The following is an 18,807-nucleotide window of genomic DNA, read 5'->3' as shown; positions in this document are numbered from 1 at the left end:
GCCACACTGACGGTGCTGGTCGACAGGTGACCGGGTTTTCGGGTCGGGTGCAGGGGGCGTTCCTGTTCTTGAAAAGCCTTTGAAAACAATATTTTGCCACTCGTTTGAGTAGGCTTGATTATCTACTAAAAATTTAGTTTGACAACATGGCGATGCTGTGACCATCTATTCGTAGCCGGTTAATGACGGCGTTTAATATCTCACGGGAGGAGATGCAGATGCGTAAGTATCTACTCACCGCAGTCGCAGCTGGTGCTGTGCTTGCGGGGGCAGGGTCCGCTTTTGCCGATGAAGCAGCGGCGCAAAAGTGGATCGACCAGGAATTCCAGCCATCCGTTCTGTCAAAAGATGAGCAGCTTGCAGAAATGCAGTGGTTCATCAATGCGGCCGAACCGTTCAAGGGTATGGAAATCAATGTCTTGTCCGAAGGCATTCCGACGCACTCCTATGAGTCGGAAGTTCTGACCAAGGCCTTCGAAGAAATCACCGGTATCAAGGTCAATCACCAGATCCTCGGCGAAGGGGAAGTGGTGCAGGCTGTGCAGACCCAGATGCAGACCGGCCGGAACCTCTATGACGCCTATGTCAACGACTCCGACCTGATCGGCACCCATTCCCGTCTGCAGCTCGCCTACAATCTGACCGACTGGATGAACGGCGACGCCAAGGATGTCACCAACCCGGGTCTCGACCTGGAAGACTTCATGGGCACCCAGTTCACGACCGGCCCGGACGGCGACCTCTATCAGTTGCCTGACCAGCAGTTCGCGAACCTCTACTGGTTCCGCAAGGACTGGTTCGACCGTGAAGACCTGAAGGCAGCCTTCAAGGAAAAATACGGGTATGAACTCGGCGTGCCGGTCAACTGGTCCGCATATGAGGACATCGCCGAATTCTTCACCAAGGACGTCAAGGAAGTCGACGGCGTCCAGATCTATGGTCACATGGACTACGGCAAGCGCGCACCGGACCTCGGCTGGCGCATGACCGATGCCTGGCTGTCCATGGCGGGTGCAGGCGACAAGGGCGAGCCGAACGGCGTGCCGGTTGACGAGTGGGGCATCCGCATGGAAGCCGGCACCTGTAACCCGGTTGGCGCTTCGGTTTCCCGCGGTGGTGCTGCAAACGGCCCGGCGGCCGTCTACGCGATCCGCAAGTGGGACGAATGGCTGCGCAACTACGCGCCTCCGGGTGCTGCCAGCTTCGACTTCTACCAGTCTCTGCCGGCTCTCAGCCAGGGCAACGTTGCCCAGCAGATCTTCTGGTACACCGCGTTCACCGCGGACATGGTGAAGCCGAAGTCCGAAGGCAACAACACGGTTGACGACGAAGGCACGCCGCTGTGGCGCATGGCTCCGAGCCCCCATGGTCCTTACTGGGAAGAAGGCCAGAAGGTCGGCTACCAGGACGTGGGTTCCTGGACCATCCTGAACTCCACTCCGGTGGATCGTGCGAAAGCAGCCTGGCTCTATGCCCAGTTCGTGGTTTCCAAGACGGTTGACGTGAAGAAGAGCCATGTCGGTCTCACCTTCATTCGCGACAGTACCGTGCGTCACGAGTCCTTCACCGAGCGTTCTCCGAAGCTCGGCGGCCTGGTCGAGTTCTATCGCTCGCCGGACCGTGTTGCCTGGTCCCCGACCGGCATCAACGTTCCGGACTATCCGAAGCTGGCCCAGATCTGGTGGCAGCAGATCGGTGACGTGAACTCCGGCGCGTTCACGCCGCAGGAAGCCATGGATCGTCTGGCACAGGAAATGGACATCGTCATGGCCCGCATGCAGCAGGCTGACGAGCGCGCCAACGTCTACGGTGGCTGCGGTCCGCGTCTGAACGAAGAGTCGGATCCGCAAGAATGGCTGAACAAGCCGGGCGCACCGAAGGCAAAGCTCGAAAACGAGAAGCCGCAGGGCCAGACCGTGAACTACGACGAGCTGGTCGCACGCTGGGCTGAAAAGTAAATCTGAGCGCGACGTGCAAGGGCATCGTGTCTGCCATGCAGAACATGGTGCCCGGGCACCCATCACCCAACAAACCGGACCGGGGCGTCTCCCCGGTCCACCACCGATCCGAAGCGACAGGGCGCGAAATCGATGTTTCGCCACTTGCACCTGTCCGGACGCGGGCGAAAAATAAATGTCTCTAGAACTTAAGAACGTCAGCAAGCGCGTTGCAGGCATCACCCATGTCAAGGAAACGAGCCTGACGCTGCATCCCGGTCACTTCAACGTTCTGCTTGGGGAAACCGGCTCGGGCAAGACCTCGCTGATCAAGCTGATGGCTGGTCTCGACAGCCTGGCGACAGGGCAGATCGTGCTCAATGGCAAGGACGTGTCCCGCCTGTCCGCGCAAAAGCGCAACATCAGCCTGGTGCACCAGTTTTTCGTCAACTACCCGCATATGTCTGTCTTCGACAACATCGCCTCGCCGCTGAAGGTTGCAGGAGTTGCCAGGTCGGAGATCGAAGGCCGGGTGGAAGAAGCGGCCAAGCTGATGAAGCTGAACCCGTATCTCAACCGCAAGCCGCATGAACTGTCGGGCGGCCAGCAGCAGCGCACCGCGCTGGCGCGGGCCATCGTCAAGGAAAGCGATGCGGTCTTCCTCGACGAACCGCTCGCCAACCTCGACTACAAGCTGCGCGAGGAACTGCGCGACCAGCTTCCGGAACTTTTTGCAGGCCGCGGCGCGGTCGTCGTCTACGCAACGTCCGAGCCTGAAGAGGCCCTTCTTCTGGGAGGGCACACGGCCCTCATGACCGACGGCAACGTGGTGCAGTTCGGCCCGACCGCCGACATCTATCGCAAGCCGAAGGATCTGGACGCAGCCAAGGTGTTCTCCAACCCGCCGATCAATGTCGCCGCGGTGACCAAGCGCGGGGACCTGGTGATCCTGAACGAGGTCACGAGCTGGCAGGCCACAGGTGCTGCGTCGGGACTTCAAGATGGCGCCTACACCCTTGCGATCCGGCCCAATCACGTGATGCCGGTGGCAAGTGCACATCATACCGTGAAGCTTGACGGACACGTACTGGTGACGGAGCTCAGCGGTTCGGAAAGCAGTGCCCATTTCGACATGGACGGCAACGCCTGGGTCTCTCTGTCACCCGGTGTTCATCCCTATTCCGTCGGCGAGGTCCACACTTTCTACCTGGATCCGAGCCATTGTTTCTTCTTTGCGCCTGACGGCCAGCTGGTCGCCTGAGGAGAGGACATCATGGCACAAATCAAACTCTCCAATCTGCGTCACAGCTACCAGCCCAACCCGGCGAGCGATGCGGATTACGCGCTGAAGAAGATCGACCTGACGTGGGATGACGGCGGCGCCTATGCTCTGCTTGGCCCGTCGGGCTGCGGCAAGTCCACGCTGTTGAACATCATTTCCGGCCTGCTGGTTCCTTCTGAAGGCAAGATCCTGTTCAACGATCAGGACGTCACCTCGCTGCCGCCGGCAAAGCGCAATATCGCGCAGGTGTTCCAGTTTCCGGTCATCTACGACACGATGACCGTCTACGACAATCTGGCCTTTCCGCTCAGAAACCGCGGGCGGGACGAGGACACGGTCAAGCGCCGGGTCGCCGCGATCGCCGAAATGCTGGAAGTCAGCGACATGCTGAAGGTCCGGGCGGCAAATCTTTCGCCGGACAACAAGCAGAAGATCTCCATGGGCCGCGGCCTCATCCGCGAGGACGTCAACGTCGTCATGTTCGACGAGCCGCTGACGGTGATCGACCCGCATCTGAAATGGAAGCTGCGATCCAAGCTGAAAGAGCTTCATCAGCGGGTCAAGGCGACCATGATCTACGTGACGCACGACCAGACCGAAGCGCTGACCTTTGCCGACCAGGTGGTGGTGATGCAGGACGGTGAAGTCGTGCAGATCGGGACGCCAGTGGAGTTGTTCGAACGTCCGGCCCACACTTTCGTCGGTCACTTCATCGGCTCCCCGGGAATGAACGTCCTGCCCTGCGACGTCCAGAACGGCGCCGCGTTCTTCCGCGGTGAAAAGGTCGCGCTGGAAGGCCCGGTGACTGCCGCCGGCGACGGCACGGCGGAGATCGGGGTCCGTCCGGAATTCGTCAAGGTGTCTGCCGACGGTGCAGGCATTGCGGCGAAGGTCCGCAAGGTTGCCGATATCGGCCGCCACAAGGTGGTTGAGGCGATCGCTCATGACATGCGTATCAACGCCATTCTGGAGGGCGAAGCGCCCAATGCCGGAGACGACGTGATGCTCGACTTCAAACAATCCCAGACGCGTCTCTACAAGGACGGCTGGCTGGCGAGCCAGCCTGAGGGAGGGGCCCGATGAAAACGCAAAATCAACGCGCCTGGTTCTTCGTAACCCCGGTGCTCATTCTTGTCGCCTTCAACGCGCTCATCCCGATGATGACCGTGGTGAACTACTCCGTTCAGGAAACCTTCGGCGACAACCTGTTCTTCTGGCAGGGTCTGGACTGGTTCGAGCAGGTGCTTCGCTCGGAGCGCTTTCACAATGCGCTCGGACGGCAGTTCCTGTTCACTTTCCTGATCCTGATTATCGAGGTGCCGCTTGGTGTCGCGATTGCGCTGTCCATGCCCAAGAAAGGGTTCTGGGTGCCGTTCTGCCTTGTCACCATGGCCTTGCCGATGCTGATCCCGTGGAACGTGGTCGGCGCGATGTGGAACATCTTCACCCTGCCGGATATCGGTCTGCTCGGTTACTTCCTGAACCACACCCTGGGCATCTCCTATGACATGACCCAGAACCCGATCGCTGCCTGGGTGACGATCATCGTCATGGATGTCTGGCACTGGACGTCGCTGGTGGTGCTCCTGGCCTATGCCGGTCTGGTTTCGATCCCCAACGCCTATTATCAGGCGGCGGAAATCGACGGAGCCTCCCGGTGGGCGGTGTTCCGCTTCATCCAGTTGCCGAAGATGAAAACGGTGCTGACCATTGCCGTGCTGCTGCGCTTCATGGACAGCTTCAACATCTATACGGAGCCTTTCGTGCTGACGGGCGGTGGTCCGGGCAACTCCACGACGCTGCTCTCGATCGATCTTGTGAAGATCGCGCTGGGTCAGTTCGACCTTGGACCGGCAGCCGCCATGTCCCTCATCTACTTCGCCATCACGTTGTTCGCCTCCTGGCTGTTCTACACGCTGATGACGATGAACGATAACAAGTCCTGAGGAGAACCGTCATGCGCCTGAAAAGCCTGGTTCCCATCCTGTACATTCTCTTCCTGATGTTGCCGATCTACTGGCTCGTCGCGATGAGCTTCAAGACCACCAACGAGATCCTGTCCGGGTTCACCCTGTTCCCGCAGACCTGGACCTTCGCCAACTACATCGAGATCTTCACCGATCCGACCTGGTACTGGGGCTACATCAACTCGATCATTTACGTGACCATCAACACGGTCATTTCGATCACCGTCGCGCTGCCGGCAGCCTATGCATTCTCCCGCTATTCCTTCGTGGGCGACAAGCACCTGTTCTTCTGGCTGCTGACAAACCGTATGGCACCGGCCGCCGTCTTCGCGCTGCCCTTCTTCCAGCTGTATTCCGCCGTCGGCCTGTTCGACACCCATCTTGCCGTTGCACTGGCACACTGCCTGTTCAACGTGCCGTTGGCGGTCTGGATCCTGGAGGGTTTCATGAGCGGGGTGCCGAAGGAACTGGACGAAACCGCCTATGTGGACGGCTATTCCTTCCCGCGCTTCTTCATGACGATCTTCCTGCCGGCCATCAAGTCCGGCGTCGGGGTGGCCGCCTTCTTCTGCTTCATGTTCTCCTGGGTGGAAATGCTGCTGTCCAAGACACTTACCGCCGTCGAGGCGAAACCCATTGCCGCCGTGATGACCCGAACCGCTTCCTCCGCCGGTTACGAACTGGGTCTGCTGGCGGCCGCCGGGACCCTGACCATCATTCCCGGCGCCATCGTCATCTATTTTGTCCGTAACTACATTGCCAAGGGCTTTGCCCTGGGGAGGGTATGATGCTCGGTTGGATGGCCTGGACCCTGCCGACGGCTCTGCTGTTCGTCGGTATATTCTCCGCAATCGGGGTGCTGACTGCTCTGGAAGTGAAATTTCCCGGTGGCGCTGCCCGGCGCGGTGTCCTGGGACTGGAAACGACCCGCGGCGACCGCCTCTTCATCACCTTGCTCGGAACGGCCTATATCTTTCTGGCCTGGCTTGGCCTGGTGGGCAACCCGCTCTGGTGGCCGCTCGCCCTGAGCATCGGTTGGGGTGTCTTCTGCTTCTGGAAAGTCTGACGTGAATAAAGGCGCGCGGGTTTCCCGCGCGCTTCGTCCATCAGGTGGTCTCGATCAGGGGAGAAACCCGAACACCTTCGTCGACTAAAGACATAGTAATTTCCGATATTCTGGTGCATGAATAGATGCGTAAGCCACATCCATTCCGCAATCGGTGCAGGACTGTAATGAGAAAGCGTAAGAGCAACGAGTTTTTGACCGAAGTCGAACTGGAGTTCATGACCGAACTCTGGAAACTCGGCGAAGGTTCCGTGCGGGACATCCTTGCATGTCTGCCGCCGGAGAGAAAACTCGCCTATACGTCCTGCGCCACCATCATGCGGATCCTGGATGAAAAAGGCTTCGTGGACAGCCGCAAAGAAGGCAAGACATTCATCTATTCCCCTCGGCTGACCAGGGATACCTACCAGTCCCGATCTCTCCGAAACCTTTCAGAAAAACTGTTCGACGGCACACCGGCGTCCCTCGTGGCCCGACTTGTCGATGAATACGAACTATCGGGAGACGATCTGGAGGAAATCAGAGCGTTGCTGGACAGGAGGAGGACAGATGACGCTACTTAACCAGATTTTCGATATCTATATCGATCTGAACATCACACTGGCCATTACCGCAATGGTGTGGCTGAGCGCCAAACTTCTGCTGGCCCGTTCCGGCAAGAAGGTCGACTTTTCCGTACAGCTTGGGCTGCTGAACGGCTTGTTCGCCCTGATCCTGCTAACACCCTTCGCCGTCATGGGCTACCAGCACATGTTGTCGGCGGAGGTGGTCCCCCGGACCATGTCCGTCAACCTGGCCGATTACGCCGTGTCGCAGTACCTGCGTGGCGGCATCGCCATTTCGGCGGAAGACTTTCAGTCGCTGCTTGGACTGCGCACGCAGATCAGCGAAACGATCCTGACCCTGTCTACCGGTCTGGGTGCCGGGATTGCTTTGGCTTTCGTGGCCGGGTTCAGCTATTTCGCGCTGAAGCTTGTCGTCAGCTTCGTCCGATTGTACCGGGTGCTGGCAACCTGCCATGAATGGCGGAGCAATGGCCGTGTGCTGTTGCTGCTGTCGGATCGCGCAATGGTGCCGTTTTCCGCACGTGGGCTGAGGCGCCACTACGTGGTCATTCCGTCCGACCTGCTGGCCGAGCCGGAAGACCTGAAGCTGGTTCTCAAGCACGAGTTCCAGCATCTGCGCCAGGGCGATGTCACCTGGGAAATCGGGCTTGAACTGCTGCGCCCGCTGTTCTTCTGGAACCCGTTCTTCTACATGTGGAAGTCGGAAGTCGAGCGTCTGCGTGAACTGGCCTGCGATCAGAAGGTCGCCGAAAACGCCCATGTGGACCTGAGGTCCTATTGCATGTGTCTGCTCCGCGCCGCCCAGGCGGGGATCCGCAAGCGCCAGGACAAGGAAGCGCGCAAACGTTCCGTCGGGATCGCAGCCGTTGCCCTTTTGGAGGTGCAGGACAAGCTGCTTCGCCGTTCCCCGGCCGCGAAACTGCGCCGCCGCGTGGAGGCCTTGCTGGAGACCAATCGGGTTCGTCCTCATTGGGGCGTTACCTGCCTGGCCGTGCTGCCCATGGTGGCGGTGGTTTTCCTGTCGGCACTATCGATCCAGAAACCGGCGGACTGGAGCCAGGACCGGCTGATGCTGTCGGCCATCATCAATCTGGAACGCCTGGAAACCAGAAACGGTTCGAACGGGCAACAGGCCTATAATACCTTTGCGCAGCGCCCGCTGCGCTGAGTGATCCAGCACTGCTCCGGGCGGAAAGTCGTCCGGAGCAGGAGCATTTCCCCTCTGTTCCACAAACCTTGAGGCCTTGTTCCGACAGGCTACCTCGAGCTCCCGTTCGGGCTGCGCGTGCCTCGATTGCGGGTCATTCAAAAAATATCCATCTGGAAATCATTCGCCATTCAGGGGATTACTGAACCGTGCCTGCACAGGGGCGGTGCCTCGTGGCTGGCGAGAAATGAATGTCATCGTCGGCGGTGGTGTCGGGCAATCCAGAGATCTTGAGCGCGTGCAAGAAACAGGTCCATCCAGGTCAGCCAAATCCATACGGATCAGGGGTCTTGTCCAGGGCGTCGGGTTTCGGCCGTTTGTCTGGCAGCTTGCGAGGGGCCTGGGTGTTGCCGGTCATGTGCTGAATGACGGCGAAGGTGTGCTGATCGAAGCAAGTGGTGACGAGCGCTCGCTTGACCTTTTTCTGAGCCGTCTGCAATCGGACGCGCCACTGCTGGCACGTATCGACCAGATTGTTGTGTCCGATCTGGCAGGTGCGCCCGATGCCAGAGATTTCAGAATTCTGCCGAGTGAAGATGGCAAGGTCGCCACTGGCGTGGTACCGGACGCCGCAACATGCCCGGCCTGCCTGGCCGACATCCGCAACCCGGCCGACCGGCGTTACCGCTATGCCTTTGCCAATTGCACCCATTGCGGACCGCGTCTGTCCATCCTGCGGCACATTCCTTATGACCGGGCTTCGACAGCCATGGCGGCCTTCGAAATGTGCCGGGCGTGCCGCATCGAATATGAAAACCCGGCTGACCGACGCTTCCATGCCCAACCGATTGCCTGTCCGCAGTGTGGGCCGAAACTCTGGTTTGAGGACAAAGACGGATGTGCCGTTGATGGCGATCCTGTCGTCCTTGCCGCCGAGCGGCTCGGGCGCGGTGCCATTCTGGCGATCAAGGGTCTTGGCGGGTTTCAGATAGCGGTCGATGCAGGCAATCAGAGCGCCATTGAAAAGCTGAGGTTGCGCAAGCACCGTCCGGTGAAGCCACTCGCCCTTATGGCGCGGGATCTGGACCAGATCCGGGGCTTCGCCTTGGCTGATGCAAAAGAGGTGGCGCTGCTGGAAAGCCCGGCGGCACCGATCGTTCTGCTTAAGAAAGCGGGCACACCACTGGCGCCGGGTATCGCCGGTCCGTTCGACCGCTTGGGTGTCATGCTGCCGAACACCCCCTTGCACCATCTGCTGATGGCCGAGCTGAAGGGGCCGATTGTGCTGACCTCCGGAAATCTTTCCGAGAACCCGCAGGAAACACAAAACGCATGTGCCCGGCACAACCTTGCAGGCATTGTCGACGGGTTCCTGATGCACAACCGCGACGTGGTCAACCGGCTGGATGACAGCGTCGTTCGTCAGGATCGATTCGGCGTTTCCATCCTGCGCCGCGCGCGCGGATACGCTCCGTCGCCGATCCGTCTGCCCATTTCTTTCGAGGGGGCGCCGAAGGTTCTTGCTCTTGGGGGAGAGCTGAAGGCGACCTTCTGCCTTCTCGATGGCCGCAATGCAGTCCTGTCGCAGCATATCGGCGATCTTGAAAACGCGCCGACCCTTGCGGACTACAAGAAGATGCTGAGGCTCTATCTGGACCTCTACCGGTTCGAACCTGATATTGTCGCCGTCGATGCACATCCGCAATATCTGTCGACGCGGACCGGCGAAGACTTTGCCCGGGAGCGTGGCCTGCCGTTGGTTCGGGTGCAGCATCACCATGCGCATCTCGCGGCCTGTCTGGCTGATCAGGGGCAAGACCAGGCGATGCCTGGGAACGTTCATGCCGTTGTTCTGGACGGGCTGGGCTGGGGTGCGGACGGGACGGTCTGGGGCGGTGAAATCCTGCAGGGAAGCTATGGCGGCTTCGTGCGGCGTGGCCATTTGAGGCAAGTGCCGTTGCCGGGAGGAGAGGCCGCAAACCGGGAGCCGTGGCGCAATCTGGCTGCGCAATTGTTTACTGCCTTTGGAGTGAACTACCGCGTCAACCTGGTGGGAACCGGTCTGGAAACCAGGTTTGCCGGCCATCAGGCAAAGCTGCTTGATCAGATGATGCAGAAAGGTGTCAACGCACCGATGACGTCCTCTGCCGGGCGACTGTTTGATGCGGTGGCTGCCGCGCTTGATATTTGTCCGGACAAGCAAGGCTTCGAAGGTGAGGCTGCAATGCAGCTGGAGGTGCTGGCGCGCGCCTCCGTGGCTGGCAAGGAAGGATATCCGGTGGAGGTGACGACGTCGGAAACCGTATTGCTGTCGTTCGACAAGGTCTGGCCTGCGCTTCTTGGCGATCTCAAATCCGGTGTGAAGCATGAGACTATCTCCGCGCGCTTTCACCAAGGCCTGATCGACGGCCTTGCGCGCGGCCTGTCGGCTGCAGGCGCAAGACCATCCGGCAGGGTCGTTCTTTCCGGCGGCGTTTTCCAGAACGCCTTCTTGCGCGACGGCCTGACCGAGACGCTGAAAGCCGATGGCTACACTGTTCTCAACCACAAAAGTGTGCCCGCCAACGATGGCGGCCTTGCGCTCGGTCAGGCGGTGATCGCGGCAAATTTGCGAGCGCCCTCAACCTTCGATGACTGATTTTTTGCCCTGACTGAAGGTCCTTGAACGTGCCTCGGTCAGCAGGATCGACTGATAGGCCATCGGGTTCCATCTGCCCCGATTTTAAGCAGGTTGATCTTCCTCAAAGACGTTTTCCTGCAAGTCTGGAAGCGTGGAACCACTCGGAAATTTCACAAGTGTATTGCGGGTCGTTGCCATCATGTGCTGCAGTCCGGTTTGATCTCAAATCGATTTAGCGACAGGGCGCAACACCAGCCAATCACGCCGGACGGAACGGTCATCGCTTTCGCGGGCGCAAACTGCTTTGGGTATCAGGAGGGAGGGGCCATGGACAACGGGCACAAGACCGGGAACGGGGTCTCCACGGCCATCTGCGGAACCGCGCCTGTTCCTGCCGAAGAGATCGAAGCGATCTGCGCGCAATTCGGCAACGACAAGCACCGAATGCTCGACATCCTGCGCGAGGTGCAGGACCGCTACCGCTGCATTGCCCCGGCCACCATGGACCATGTTGCCGCCGCTACCGGTCTCACCCGGATCGAGGTGGAGGGCGTTGCCAGCTTCTATTCCTTCCTCTCCCTGGCGCCGAAAGGCAGGGTCACCATTCGGCTGTGTGACGATATCGTCGACCGGTTCTCCGGGGTGTCAGAGGTTGCCTGTGTTTTTGAAGAGGAGCTTGGGCTCAAAATCGGCGAAACCAGCAACGACGGTGCGTTTTCGCTGGAATACACTCCTTGCATCGGCATGTGCGATCAGGCACCGGCCGCGATGGTCAACGACATCGTCCTGACGAAACTGACGCCGGAGACCGCGCGCAGCGCCGCGCAGGCGCTGAAGGCAGGCCGCAGCCCGGAGCAGTTGATCAGCGAGCGGTTCGAGGCGCTGACACCATCCGAACGCGCCTTGCATATGGTCGACAACAACATCCGCCATGCGGGTGAAGTGCTGCTGGGGCCTGTTCCAGAAGATGCCGGGCTTGCCAAGGCGGCCACGATAACACCGACGCAGATCATCTCCGCGATCGAGGAAAGCGGGTTGCGCGGCTGTGGCGGCGCGGGCTTTACCACCGGCCGGAAATGGCGTTTTGCCGCCAGCGAGCGTGCCGAAAAGCATTTCGTCATCTGCAATGCCGATGAAGGCGAACCGGGCACCTTCAAGGACCGCGTCCTCCTGACCGAACGGCCGCATCTCCTGATCGAAGGCATGACTATAGCGGCAAGGGCTGTCGGTGCGCGCGAGGGCATCCTTTATCTGCGCGGCGAATATGTCTATCTGCGCGAGCTTCTGCTTCAGGTTCTGGAAGAACGACACCGGCGCGGTCTTCTCGGCAAGGACATTCTGGGCGTTAAGGGCTTTGATTTCGATATCCGCCTGCAGCTTGGCGCGGGCGCCTACATCTGTGGCGAGGAAGGTGCGCTTATCAGCTCCTGCGAGGGCCTGCCGGGCGAACCCAAGACGCGGCCGCCGTTCCCGGTCAACCGCGGCTATCTCGGGTATCCGACGGTGGTCAACAACGTTGAGACCTTCTGTCATGCCGCGCGCATTCTCGACAAGGGGGCAGCATGGTTCAATGCCATGGGCATGGAGGGCTCGCACGGCACCAAGCTCTTCTCCGTCTGTGGCGATTGCCTGAACCCGGGCATCTACGAACTGCCTTACGGACACACGGTCCGGGAATTGCTGGCGATGGTCGGCGGCGAGGATGCCGCCGCGGTTCAGGTTGGCGGACCGAGCGGCACGATGATTGCCCGCGACAGCTTTCACCGCAAACTGACGTTCGACGACCTTGCGACCGGCGGCGCGATCATCGTCTTCAACGGCGAACGCAACGTTCTGGAAATCGTCGAATACTACATGTCCTTCTTCGTGCATGAGAGCTGCGGCTATTGCACGCCCTGCCGGGTCGGCAACGTCTTCCTTCAGAAGGCGATCCAGAAGTTCCGCAAGGGCCTCGCGAACCCGGAGGACATCGACTACCTCAAGGACCTCTCCGGAACGATCATCGAGACCAGCCGCTGCGGTCTCGGCATGACGTCTCCCAACCCGGTTCTCACCACCTTGAAGAACTTCCCGCTGGTCTATTCGGCGGTGATCAAGCCAAGCAAGGACGGCATCCGCGATACGTTCGACATCCAGTCGGCCATCGACGGGGCACGCAAGATCGCCAAGCGCCGCTCCTATATCTTCGACAAGGATTTCACTCAATGAGCGGCACGAAGAGAGAGACCGGCTTCACCTTCACCATCGACGGGGTGGAGATCACCGCCTATGCGGGCCAGACCATCATGGAAGCGGCCGACGAGGCCGGGGTCTATATCCCGCGCCTGTGCGATCACGAAGGCCTGCGCCATCAGGGCAGTTGCCGGGTCTGCACGGTGAAGGCGGGTGGGCGCAGCGTTGCCGCCTGCACCCAGCCGGCAGCCCCCGGCCAGGCGGTGGAGAACGAGACACCGCGCCTGACCAAGATGCGCCGCGATCTGGTGGAAATGCTGTTTCACGAGGGCAATCACCTTTGCCCGATCTGCGAGGCCAGCGGCAATTGCGAGCTTCAGGCCATGGCCTACCGGCTCGACATGACGGAAGCCACCAGGTTTCCCTATCTGGAGCCGTGCCGGGCGCTGGACGCATCCCATCCCGACATCGCGCTGGACACCAACCGCTGCATTTCCTGCGGGCGCTGCATTCGCGCCTCCCAGGACGTCGATGGCAAGGGCATCTTCGGTTATGTCGGCCGGGGCATTCACCGCCGCGTCGCAGTGAACGGCGAGAACCTTGCCGATACCGATGCGGAGGTGACCGATCACGCGATTTCGGCGGAGGTTTGCCCGGTCGGCTGCATCATCCGCAAGCGCGTCGGCTTCGCCGTTCCCATCGGCGAGCGGGAATTCGATCATGGCCTGATCGGTCACGACATCGAGGAGAAGCGCAAATGAGCGAGCTGCCCAAGGCCCGGATCGCGACCGCTTCTCTTGCCGGCTGTTTCGGCTGTCACATGGCGATCCTGGATATCGACGAGCGCCTGATCGAGCTGATGCAGCTTGTCGATGTCGACCGCTCGCCACTTACCGACAAGAAGCGCTTCACCCAGCGGTGCGACATCGGCATCATCGAAGGCGGCTGCTGCAACGAGGAAAACGTGCATGTGCTGCATGACTTCCGGCGCAACTGCGATGTGCTGATCGCGCTCGGCCAATGCGCGATCATGGGTGGGCTGCCGGCCATGCGCAACGCGATCATGCATTCCGATGCGCCGCTGCGCGAGTGTCTGGACGAGGCCTATATCACCGGCAAATACATCCGCAACACGACCCACAACGTGCCCAACGACCCGGCTCTGCCGCTGCTTCTGGACGAGGTTTATCCGTGTTCCCAGGTGGTGGAGATCGACTACCAGATCCCCGGCTGTGCACCCAGTGGGGACATCATCTTCGACACGCTTTCCAAGCTGCTGACCGGCAAGTTCCGGGGCTTCGAGCGTGAAATGATCAAGTTCGACTGAGGGTGATGGCGATGACTGAACCCAGACTGATTGAAATCTCTCCCGTTACCCGCGTGGAAGGCCACGGCAAGGTGACGATCCACCTCAATGCGGAAAACGAAGTGGATGAAGCCCGGCTGCACATTGTCGAATTCCGCGGCTTCGAGCGGTTCATCCGAGGCCGGCTGATGTGGGAAGTGCCGGTGATCGTGCAGCGGCTTTGCGGCATTTGCCCTGTCAGCCACCATCTGGCGGCAGCGAAAGCCATGGACATGATCGCCGGTGTCGACCAGTTGACGCCGACGGCGGAAAAGATGCGCCGGCTGATGCATTACGGCCAGGTGATGCAGTCCCACGTGCTGCACTTCTTCCACCTGGCAGCGCCCGATCTTCTGTTCGGCTTCGGTGCGCCTGCGGAAAAGCGCAACATCTTCGAGGTGATCAAGGAGAATCCGGAACTCGGCAAGCGCGCCGTCCTGATGCGCAAATACGGGCAGGAAATCATCGAGGCGACGGCAGGCAAGAAGGTGCACGGCACCGGCGCCATTCCCGGTGGTATCAACCGAAACCTGCCCATTGAACGGCGGGATCATTTTCTTGCCTCGGTGGACCAGATGATCGAATGGTCCCTGGATGCGGTGAAACTCGCCAGGAACTACACACTGGAGCATGAAGACCTGGTCGCCGAGTTCGGTTCGTTCCCCTCCAACTACATGTCACTGGTGCGCGAGAGCGACGGGGCGCTTGATCTCTATCACGGCAACCTGCGGGCTCTCAGCTCCACCGGAGACATGATCTTCGATCAGGTGCCTTACACGAAATATCACGAGCTGATTGTCGAGGACGTGCGCTCTTGGTCGTACATGAAATTCCCTTTCATCACGACGCTTGGTCCGGATGTCGGCTGGTATCGGGTCGGGCCATTGGCACGCATGAACACGGCTGCCTTCATCGACACGCCTCTCGCCGATGCAGCCCTGAAAGACCTCAAGGCCGTGACGTGCGGTACGCCGAACAATTCCACGCTGGCCAATCACTGGGCGCGGATGATCGAGGTTCTGCATTGCGTGGAGAAGATCCGGGAGCTTCTGAACGACCCGGATCTGCAAGGGACGGATCTGATTGCCAAGGGGGACCGGCGCGAGGAAGGCATCGGGGTGATCGAGGCTCCGCGTGGCAACCTCATCCACCATTACAAGGTTGATGAACATGACCAGGTGACCTATTGCAACCTGATCGTCTCCACGACCCATAACAACGAGGGCATGAACCGCGCGGTGAAGGATGTCGCGGTCAAGCATCTTTCCGGCAAGGAGCAGATCACCGAGGGCATGCTCAACCATGTCGAAGTCGCGATCCGCGCCTATGATCCATGCCTTTCGTGTGCCACCCACGCTCTCGGCCAGATGCCGCTGCAGGTGGAGCTGTTCAATGCGGATGGCGCGTTGGTCGACAGCCGGACGCAGTGTGTGTGAGCGTGGGAGGTTCGACGATATGACAGCCTCTCAGATCGTCCACCCGGACGCAGCAAAGCGGAGATCCGGGATCGGCGAGTTCGATACTCTCTTTCGGGAAATGAATTGCCGAGAAATCTGTGCCTCCCCGATCCCGGCCCGCGCTGCGCTTGGCCGGGATGACGCTGGAAAGGGTTTTTGTAGGAACTCTGAAGAGAGGACGTCTTCATGCTTCTGATCGGATATGGCAATCCCGGGCGGGGCGATGACGGGCTTGGGCCGGCCTTGTCCGAGGCTATCGACGTGCGCGGATTGCCGGGGTTGGAGGTCGATACCGATTATCAGCTTGTCGCCGAACATGCGCTGGCGGTCTCAGAGCACGATGTGGTGATCTTCGTTGACGCTGAGATCGGTGCCGCGGGACCTTATTCGTTCCGGGAAATCGCGCCGGGTGCACCGGAAGTGCTTGGCAGCCACAGTCTGATTCCGCAGACTGTTCTGGCGCTTTGCGATACCCTTTATGGCGCCCGACCGAAAGCCTTCGTGCTTGGTATCTCCGGCTATGAATTTGGTGAGGTAAAGGAAGGGCTGTCCGACAAGGCAGCTGCCAATCTGGCTGCAGCCGAGGCTTTCTTGCTGGAGTGGCTGCAAAAGGCAGATCAGCAGAGGGAGGCAGCCCATGCATGAAATGTCACTTTGCGAGAGCATACTCGACATTTTGAAGGATCAGGCGGCGAAGGATAGCTTTACCCGGGTGAAGCGGGTCGCGGTCGACATCGGACCGCTGTCTTGCGTCGAACCAGAGGCGCTGAAATTCGGATTCGACGTCGTCATGCGGGGCTCACTCGCCGAAGGCGCCATTCTGGAAATTTCCAGGCCTTCAGCCGAGGCGCTATGTCTTTCCTGTTTCAAGACCGTGCAGGTGAGCGCACGGTTCGATTGCTGCCCGGAATGTGGTTCGGAAGCCCTGCAGGGTGTCAGTGGGGAAGAGCTGAAGATCCGGGAACTGGAGGTGGTGTGATGTGTACGGTATGCGGTTGCAGCGGCTCTCACGAACATGACCATGAGCATCACCATGGACACGCCCATTCACATGACGCAGGTCATGTCCATTTCGGCGAAGGGGAAGCCGGCGTTTCCGTTCCGGGCATGAGCCAGGCACGGCTGATCCAGATCGAAACCGATATTCTGGGCAAGAACAATTCCTATGCGGACAACAATCGTGCCTTGCTGGCCGCAAAAGGCGTTCTGGCACTCAATCTCGTTTCAAGCCCCGGCTCCGGCAAGACAACGCTGCTTGTCGAAACCTTGAAGCGGATGGCGGGCAGGATCCCGGCTGCGGTCATCGAAGGCGATCAGCAGACGTCAAACGATGCCGAGCGGATCCGGAAAACGGGAGTACCTGCCATTCAGATCAACACCGGCAAGGGGTGCCATCTGGATGCACATATGGTCGGTCATGCCTTGGAGAAGTTGCCGCTGGACGAAGGCAGCGTGCTTTTCATCGAGAATGTCGGCAACCTGGTCTGCCCTGCGGCATTCGATCTCGGCGAAGCCTTCAAGGTGGTGATCCTTTCGGTAACGGAAGGTGAGGACAAGCCGCTGAAATACCCCGATATCTTCGCCAACGCCGACCTGATGATCCTCAACAAGACCGACCTTCTGCCGCATGTCGATTTTTGCGTCGGCGCGGCGATCCGGAATGCACGACGGGTCAATCACAAGATCCAGATCCTGCAAGTGTCGGCGCGCACTGGCGGTGGCCTGGAAGGCTGGCTAGTCTGGCTGGACGGTGCCTTGAAGACGCAGGCAGCGCACGCACGCGGCCTTGCTGCGGAATAGGAGTTCTCCGTCATGTGTCTCGCCATTCCCGCAAGGGTGGTTTCCGTCGATAGCGACGACATGGCAACTGTCGCTCTGGAAGGGATCCGGAAACCGGTCTCGACAGCTCTCCTGGAGGAGGTTGCCGTTGGCGACTATGTGCTCGTCCATGTCGGCTATGCCCTGCACAAGCTCAGCGAGGAGGAAGCCGAACGGACCCTTCAGCTTATGGCGGAAGCCGGTGTTCTTGCCGAGGAGCTGGAGGAGATGGCGGGCGAGCCGGTGGTGGGGACGGACGCATGAAATACATCAAGGAATTTCGGGACGGCAAACTGGCGCAAAAGCTTGCCCTTGCAATCCGGCAGGAAGCTGAGCCGGACCGACGCTACCATCTGATGGAATTTTGCGGTGGGCATACTCACGCCATTTTCCGTTACGGGGTGCAGGATCTGGTTCCGCAAAATGTCGAGTATGTGCATGGGCCGGGCTGCCCGGTCTGTGTCTTGCCGGTACGGCGTCTCGATGATGCGATCGAGCTGGCACTGAAGTCGAATGTGATCCTGACCACCTATGGCGACATGATGCGGGTGCCGGGCACCAAGCAGAGGAGTCTGATCCGGGCCAAGGCCGAAGGCGCCGATATCCGGATGGTCTATTCGACCCAGGATGCGCTGCGGATTGCGCGGGAGAACCCGCAACGGCAAGTGGTCTTTTTCGCCATCGGCTTTGAGACGACGACGCCGCCAACGGCGGTCGCGATCCTGCAGGCAAAGGCGGAAGGCCTGAAGAATTTCTCCGTCTTCTGCAATCACGTTCTGACACCGCCTGCCATCGCCCATATCGTCAACGCTCCGGCAGAGCCAGGGGAGCCGCCGGTTAAGATTGATGGTTTCCTTGGGCCTTCTCATGTCAGCTCGGTCATCGGCTGGGCGCCGTACCAACCGGCGGCGCGGGACTTCAGGAAACCGGTCGTCATTGCCGGCTTTGAGCCGCTCGACGTGATGCAGTCGACCCTGATGCTGATCCGCCAGATCAACGAAGGCCGGCATGAAGTGGAAAACCAGTACACCCGGGTCGTCACGAAGGAAGGCAATCGCAAGGCCCAAAGGCTGGTTGACGACGTTTTGGAGTTGCGCCGGACCTTTGAATGGCGCGGGCTGGGCTATGTTCCTGACAGTGCCCTGAAAATCCGAGAAGCCTATGTCGACTTCGATGCCGAAGAGCGTTTTGCACTCAGCCCGAAGGAGTCGCGTGAAGTCAAATCCTGCGAATGTCCCGCGATCCTGCGCGGCGTGAAGAAACCGACGGAATGCAAGCTGTTCGGCACGGTCTGCACGCCGGACAATCCGATGGGGGCCTGCATGGTTTCCTCTGAAGGTGCCTGCGCCGCATACTGGACCTATGGCCGCAAGCGCAAGGCGATTGCCGCCGCCAAGGGGGCCGCGGCGTGACCAGCATCGATCCGCAGG

General features: G+C 60.0%; 18 protein-coding genes. All 18 read left to right on the top strand.

Annotated elements, in window-relative coordinates; genetic code table 11:
- Positions 1-218 precede the first annotated feature (218 nt).
- The 18 genes from ACVDG9_RS20970 to hypD all read left to right on the top strand — a co-directional run bounded on the left by ACVDG9_RS20970 (position 219) and on the right by hypD (position 18,789).
- Positions 219-1,958, top strand: a complete 1,740-nt coding sequence (locus ACVDG9_RS20970; protein WP_031270305.1) for an ABC transporter substrate-binding protein — start codon at positions 219-221, stop codon at positions 1,956-1,958.
- Between the two features lie 175 nt (positions 1,959-2,133).
- A complete protein-coding gene (locus ACVDG9_RS20965) occupies positions 2,134-3,198 on the top strand; it encodes an ABC transporter ATP-binding protein (protein ID WP_075281959.1) in 1,065 nt (354 codons plus the stop codon).
- A gap of 12 nt (positions 3,199-3,210) precedes the next feature.
- Positions 3,211-4,302 carry an ABC transporter ATP-binding protein gene (locus ACVDG9_RS20960; protein ID WP_062487254.1) on the top strand — a complete coding sequence of 364 codons (1,092 nt, stop codon included), beginning with the start codon at positions 3,211-3,213 and terminating at the stop codon, positions 4,300-4,302.
- Positions 4,299-5,165: a carbohydrate ABC transporter permease gene (locus tag ACVDG9_RS20955; RefSeq protein ID WP_023003068.1), complete on the top strand. Its 867-nt coding sequence runs from the start codon at positions 4,299-4,301 to the stop codon at positions 5,163-5,165. Before ACVDG9_RS20960 ends, ACVDG9_RS20955 begins: the two co-directional genes overlap by 4 nt.
- An 11-nt stretch (positions 5,166-5,176) precedes the next feature.
- A complete protein-coding gene (locus tag ACVDG9_RS20950; RefSeq protein WP_023003069.1) occupies positions 5,177-5,974 on the top strand; it encodes a carbohydrate ABC transporter permease in 798 nt (265 codons plus the stop codon).
- Entirely contained in the window at positions 5,971-6,252 is a 282-nt protein-coding gene (locus ACVDG9_RS20945; RefSeq protein ID WP_023003070.1) for a DUF2160 domain-containing protein, read from the top strand. Before ACVDG9_RS20950 ends, ACVDG9_RS20945 begins: the two co-directional genes overlap by 4 nt.
- 167 nt (positions 6,253-6,419) lie before the next feature.
- Entirely contained in the window at positions 6,420-6,815 is a 396-nt protein-coding gene (locus ACVDG9_RS20940; protein WP_023003071.1) for a BlaI/MecI/CopY family transcriptional regulator, read from the top strand.
- Positions 6,802-7,986 (top strand): M56 family metallopeptidase, encoded by a 1,185-nt coding sequence (locus ACVDG9_RS20935; protein ID WP_023003072.1) that lies wholly within the window; start codon positions 6,802-6,804, stop codon positions 7,984-7,986. Before ACVDG9_RS20940 ends, ACVDG9_RS20935 begins: the two co-directional genes overlap by 14 nt.
- A gap of 226 nt (positions 7,987-8,212) precedes the next feature.
- The gene (hypF, locus tag ACVDG9_RS20930; RefSeq protein WP_447238875.1) at positions 8,213-10,603 is read left to right on the top strand and encodes a carbamoyltransferase HypF; all 2,391 of its coding nucleotides are present in this window, start codon (positions 8,213-8,215) and stop codon (positions 10,601-10,603) included.
- Positions 10,604-10,912: 309 nt separating this feature from the next.
- Positions 10,913-12,793: an NAD(P)H-dependent oxidoreductase subunit E gene (locus ACVDG9_RS20925; protein WP_447238874.1), complete on the top strand. Its 1,881-nt coding sequence runs from the start codon at positions 10,913-10,915 to the stop codon at positions 12,791-12,793.
- On the top strand, positions 12,790-13,518 hold the full coding sequence (locus ACVDG9_RS20920) for a 2Fe-2S iron-sulfur cluster-binding protein (protein ID WP_062487256.1): 729 nt from the start codon (positions 12,790-12,792) through the stop codon (positions 13,516-13,518). The genes ACVDG9_RS20925 and ACVDG9_RS20920 overlap by 4 nt, the downstream gene beginning before the upstream one ends.
- Positions 13,515-14,084: an NADH-quinone oxidoreductase subunit B family protein gene (locus ACVDG9_RS20915; RefSeq protein ID WP_055656289.1), complete on the top strand. Its 570-nt coding sequence runs from the start codon at positions 13,515-13,517 to the stop codon at positions 14,082-14,084. Before ACVDG9_RS20920 ends, ACVDG9_RS20915 begins: the two co-directional genes overlap by 4 nt.
- 11 nt (positions 14,085-14,095) lie before the next feature.
- Positions 14,096-15,538 carry a Ni/Fe hydrogenase subunit alpha gene (locus ACVDG9_RS20910; protein WP_082809895.1) on the top strand — a complete coding sequence of 481 codons (1,443 nt, stop codon included), beginning with the start codon at positions 14,096-14,098 and terminating at the stop codon, positions 15,536-15,538.
- A gap of 207 nt (positions 15,539-15,745) precedes the next feature.
- Entirely contained in the window at positions 15,746-16,204 is a 459-nt protein-coding gene (locus ACVDG9_RS20905) for a hydrogenase maturation protease (protein WP_447238873.1), read from the top strand.
- Positions 16,197-16,538, top strand: coding sequence for a hydrogenase maturation nickel metallochaperone HypA (hypA, locus tag ACVDG9_RS20900; protein WP_447238872.1), 342 nt, complete (start codon positions 16,197-16,199; stop codon positions 16,536-16,538). The genes ACVDG9_RS20905 and hypA overlap by 8 nt, the downstream gene beginning before the upstream one ends.
- Positions 16,538-17,359 (top strand): hydrogenase nickel incorporation protein HypB, encoded by an 822-nt coding sequence (gene hypB / locus ACVDG9_RS20895; protein ID WP_447238871.1) that lies wholly within the window; start codon positions 16,538-16,540, stop codon positions 17,357-17,359. Before hypA ends, hypB begins: the two co-directional genes overlap by 1 nt.
- Positions 17,360-17,371: 12 nt before the next feature.
- Positions 17,372-17,641 carry a HypC/HybG/HupF family hydrogenase formation chaperone gene (locus ACVDG9_RS20890; RefSeq protein ID WP_023003083.1) on the top strand — a complete coding sequence of 90 codons (270 nt, stop codon included), beginning with the start codon at positions 17,372-17,374 and terminating at the stop codon, positions 17,639-17,641.
- On the top strand, positions 17,638-18,789 hold the full coding sequence (hypD, locus tag ACVDG9_RS20885; protein WP_447238870.1) for a hydrogenase formation protein HypD: 1,152 nt from the start codon (positions 17,638-17,640) through the stop codon (positions 18,787-18,789). Before ACVDG9_RS20890 ends, hypD begins: the two co-directional genes overlap by 4 nt.
- The last annotated feature ends 18 nt before the right edge of the window (positions 18,790-18,807 follow it).

This window comes from Roseibium sp. RP-7, from assembly GCF_053005225.1.
This window is presented reverse-complemented; position numbering and strand designations above follow the sequence as displayed.

Coding starts and splice junctions, on each gene's coding strand:
- ACVDG9_RS20950 (WP_023003069.1), top strand. CDS start 5,177: ATGCGCCTGAAAAGCCTGGTTCCCATCCTGTACATTCTCTTCCTGATG.
- ACVDG9_RS20960 (WP_062487254.1), top strand. CDS start 3,211: ATGGCACAAATCAAACTCTCCAATCTGCGTCACAGCTACCAGCCCAAC.
- ACVDG9_RS20925 (WP_447238874.1), top strand. CDS start 10,913: ATGGACAACGGGCACAAGACCGGGAACGGGGTCTCCACGGCCATCTGC.
- ACVDG9_RS20905 (WP_447238873.1), top strand. CDS start 15,746: ATGCTTCTGATCGGATATGGCAATCCCGGGCGGGGCGATGACGGGCTT.
- ACVDG9_RS20970 (WP_031270305.1), top strand. CDS start 219: ATGCGTAAGTATCTACTCACCGCAGTCGCAGCTGGTGCTGTGCTTGCG.
- hypD (WP_447238870.1), top strand. CDS start 17,638: ATGAAATACATCAAGGAATTTCGGGACGGCAAACTGGCGCAAAAGCTT.
- hypA (WP_447238872.1), top strand. CDS start 16,197: ATGCATGAAATGTCACTTTGCGAGAGCATACTCGACATTTTGAAGGAT.
- ACVDG9_RS20940 (WP_023003071.1), top strand. CDS start 6,420: ATGAGAAAGCGTAAGAGCAACGAGTTTTTGACCGAAGTCGAACTGGAG.
- ACVDG9_RS20965 (WP_075281959.1), top strand. CDS start 2,134: ATGTCTCTAGAACTTAAGAACGTCAGCAAGCGCGTTGCAGGCATCACC.
- hypB (WP_447238871.1), top strand. CDS start 16,538: ATGTGTACGGTATGCGGTTGCAGCGGCTCTCACGAACATGACCATGAG.
- hypF (WP_447238875.1), top strand. CDS start 8,213: ATGAATGTCATCGTCGGCGGTGGTGTCGGGCAATCCAGAGATCTTGAG.
- ACVDG9_RS20910 (WP_082809895.1), top strand. CDS start 14,096: ATGACTGAACCCAGACTGATTGAAATCTCTCCCGTTACCCGCGTGGAA.
- ACVDG9_RS20890 (WP_023003083.1), top strand. CDS start 17,372: ATGTGTCTCGCCATTCCCGCAAGGGTGGTTTCCGTCGATAGCGACGAC.
- ACVDG9_RS20920 (WP_062487256.1), top strand. CDS start 12,790: ATGAGCGGCACGAAGAGAGAGACCGGCTTCACCTTCACCATCGACGGG.
- ACVDG9_RS20935 (WP_023003072.1), top strand. CDS start 6,802: ATGACGCTACTTAACCAGATTTTCGATATCTATATCGATCTGAACATC.
- ACVDG9_RS20955 (WP_023003068.1), top strand. CDS start 4,299: ATGAAAACGCAAAATCAACGCGCCTGGTTCTTCGTAACCCCGGTGCTC.
- ACVDG9_RS20915 (WP_055656289.1), top strand. CDS start 13,515: ATGAGCGAGCTGCCCAAGGCCCGGATCGCGACCGCTTCTCTTGCCGGC.
- ACVDG9_RS20945 (WP_023003070.1), top strand. CDS start 5,971: ATGATGCTCGGTTGGATGGCCTGGACCCTGCCGACGGCTCTGCTGTTC.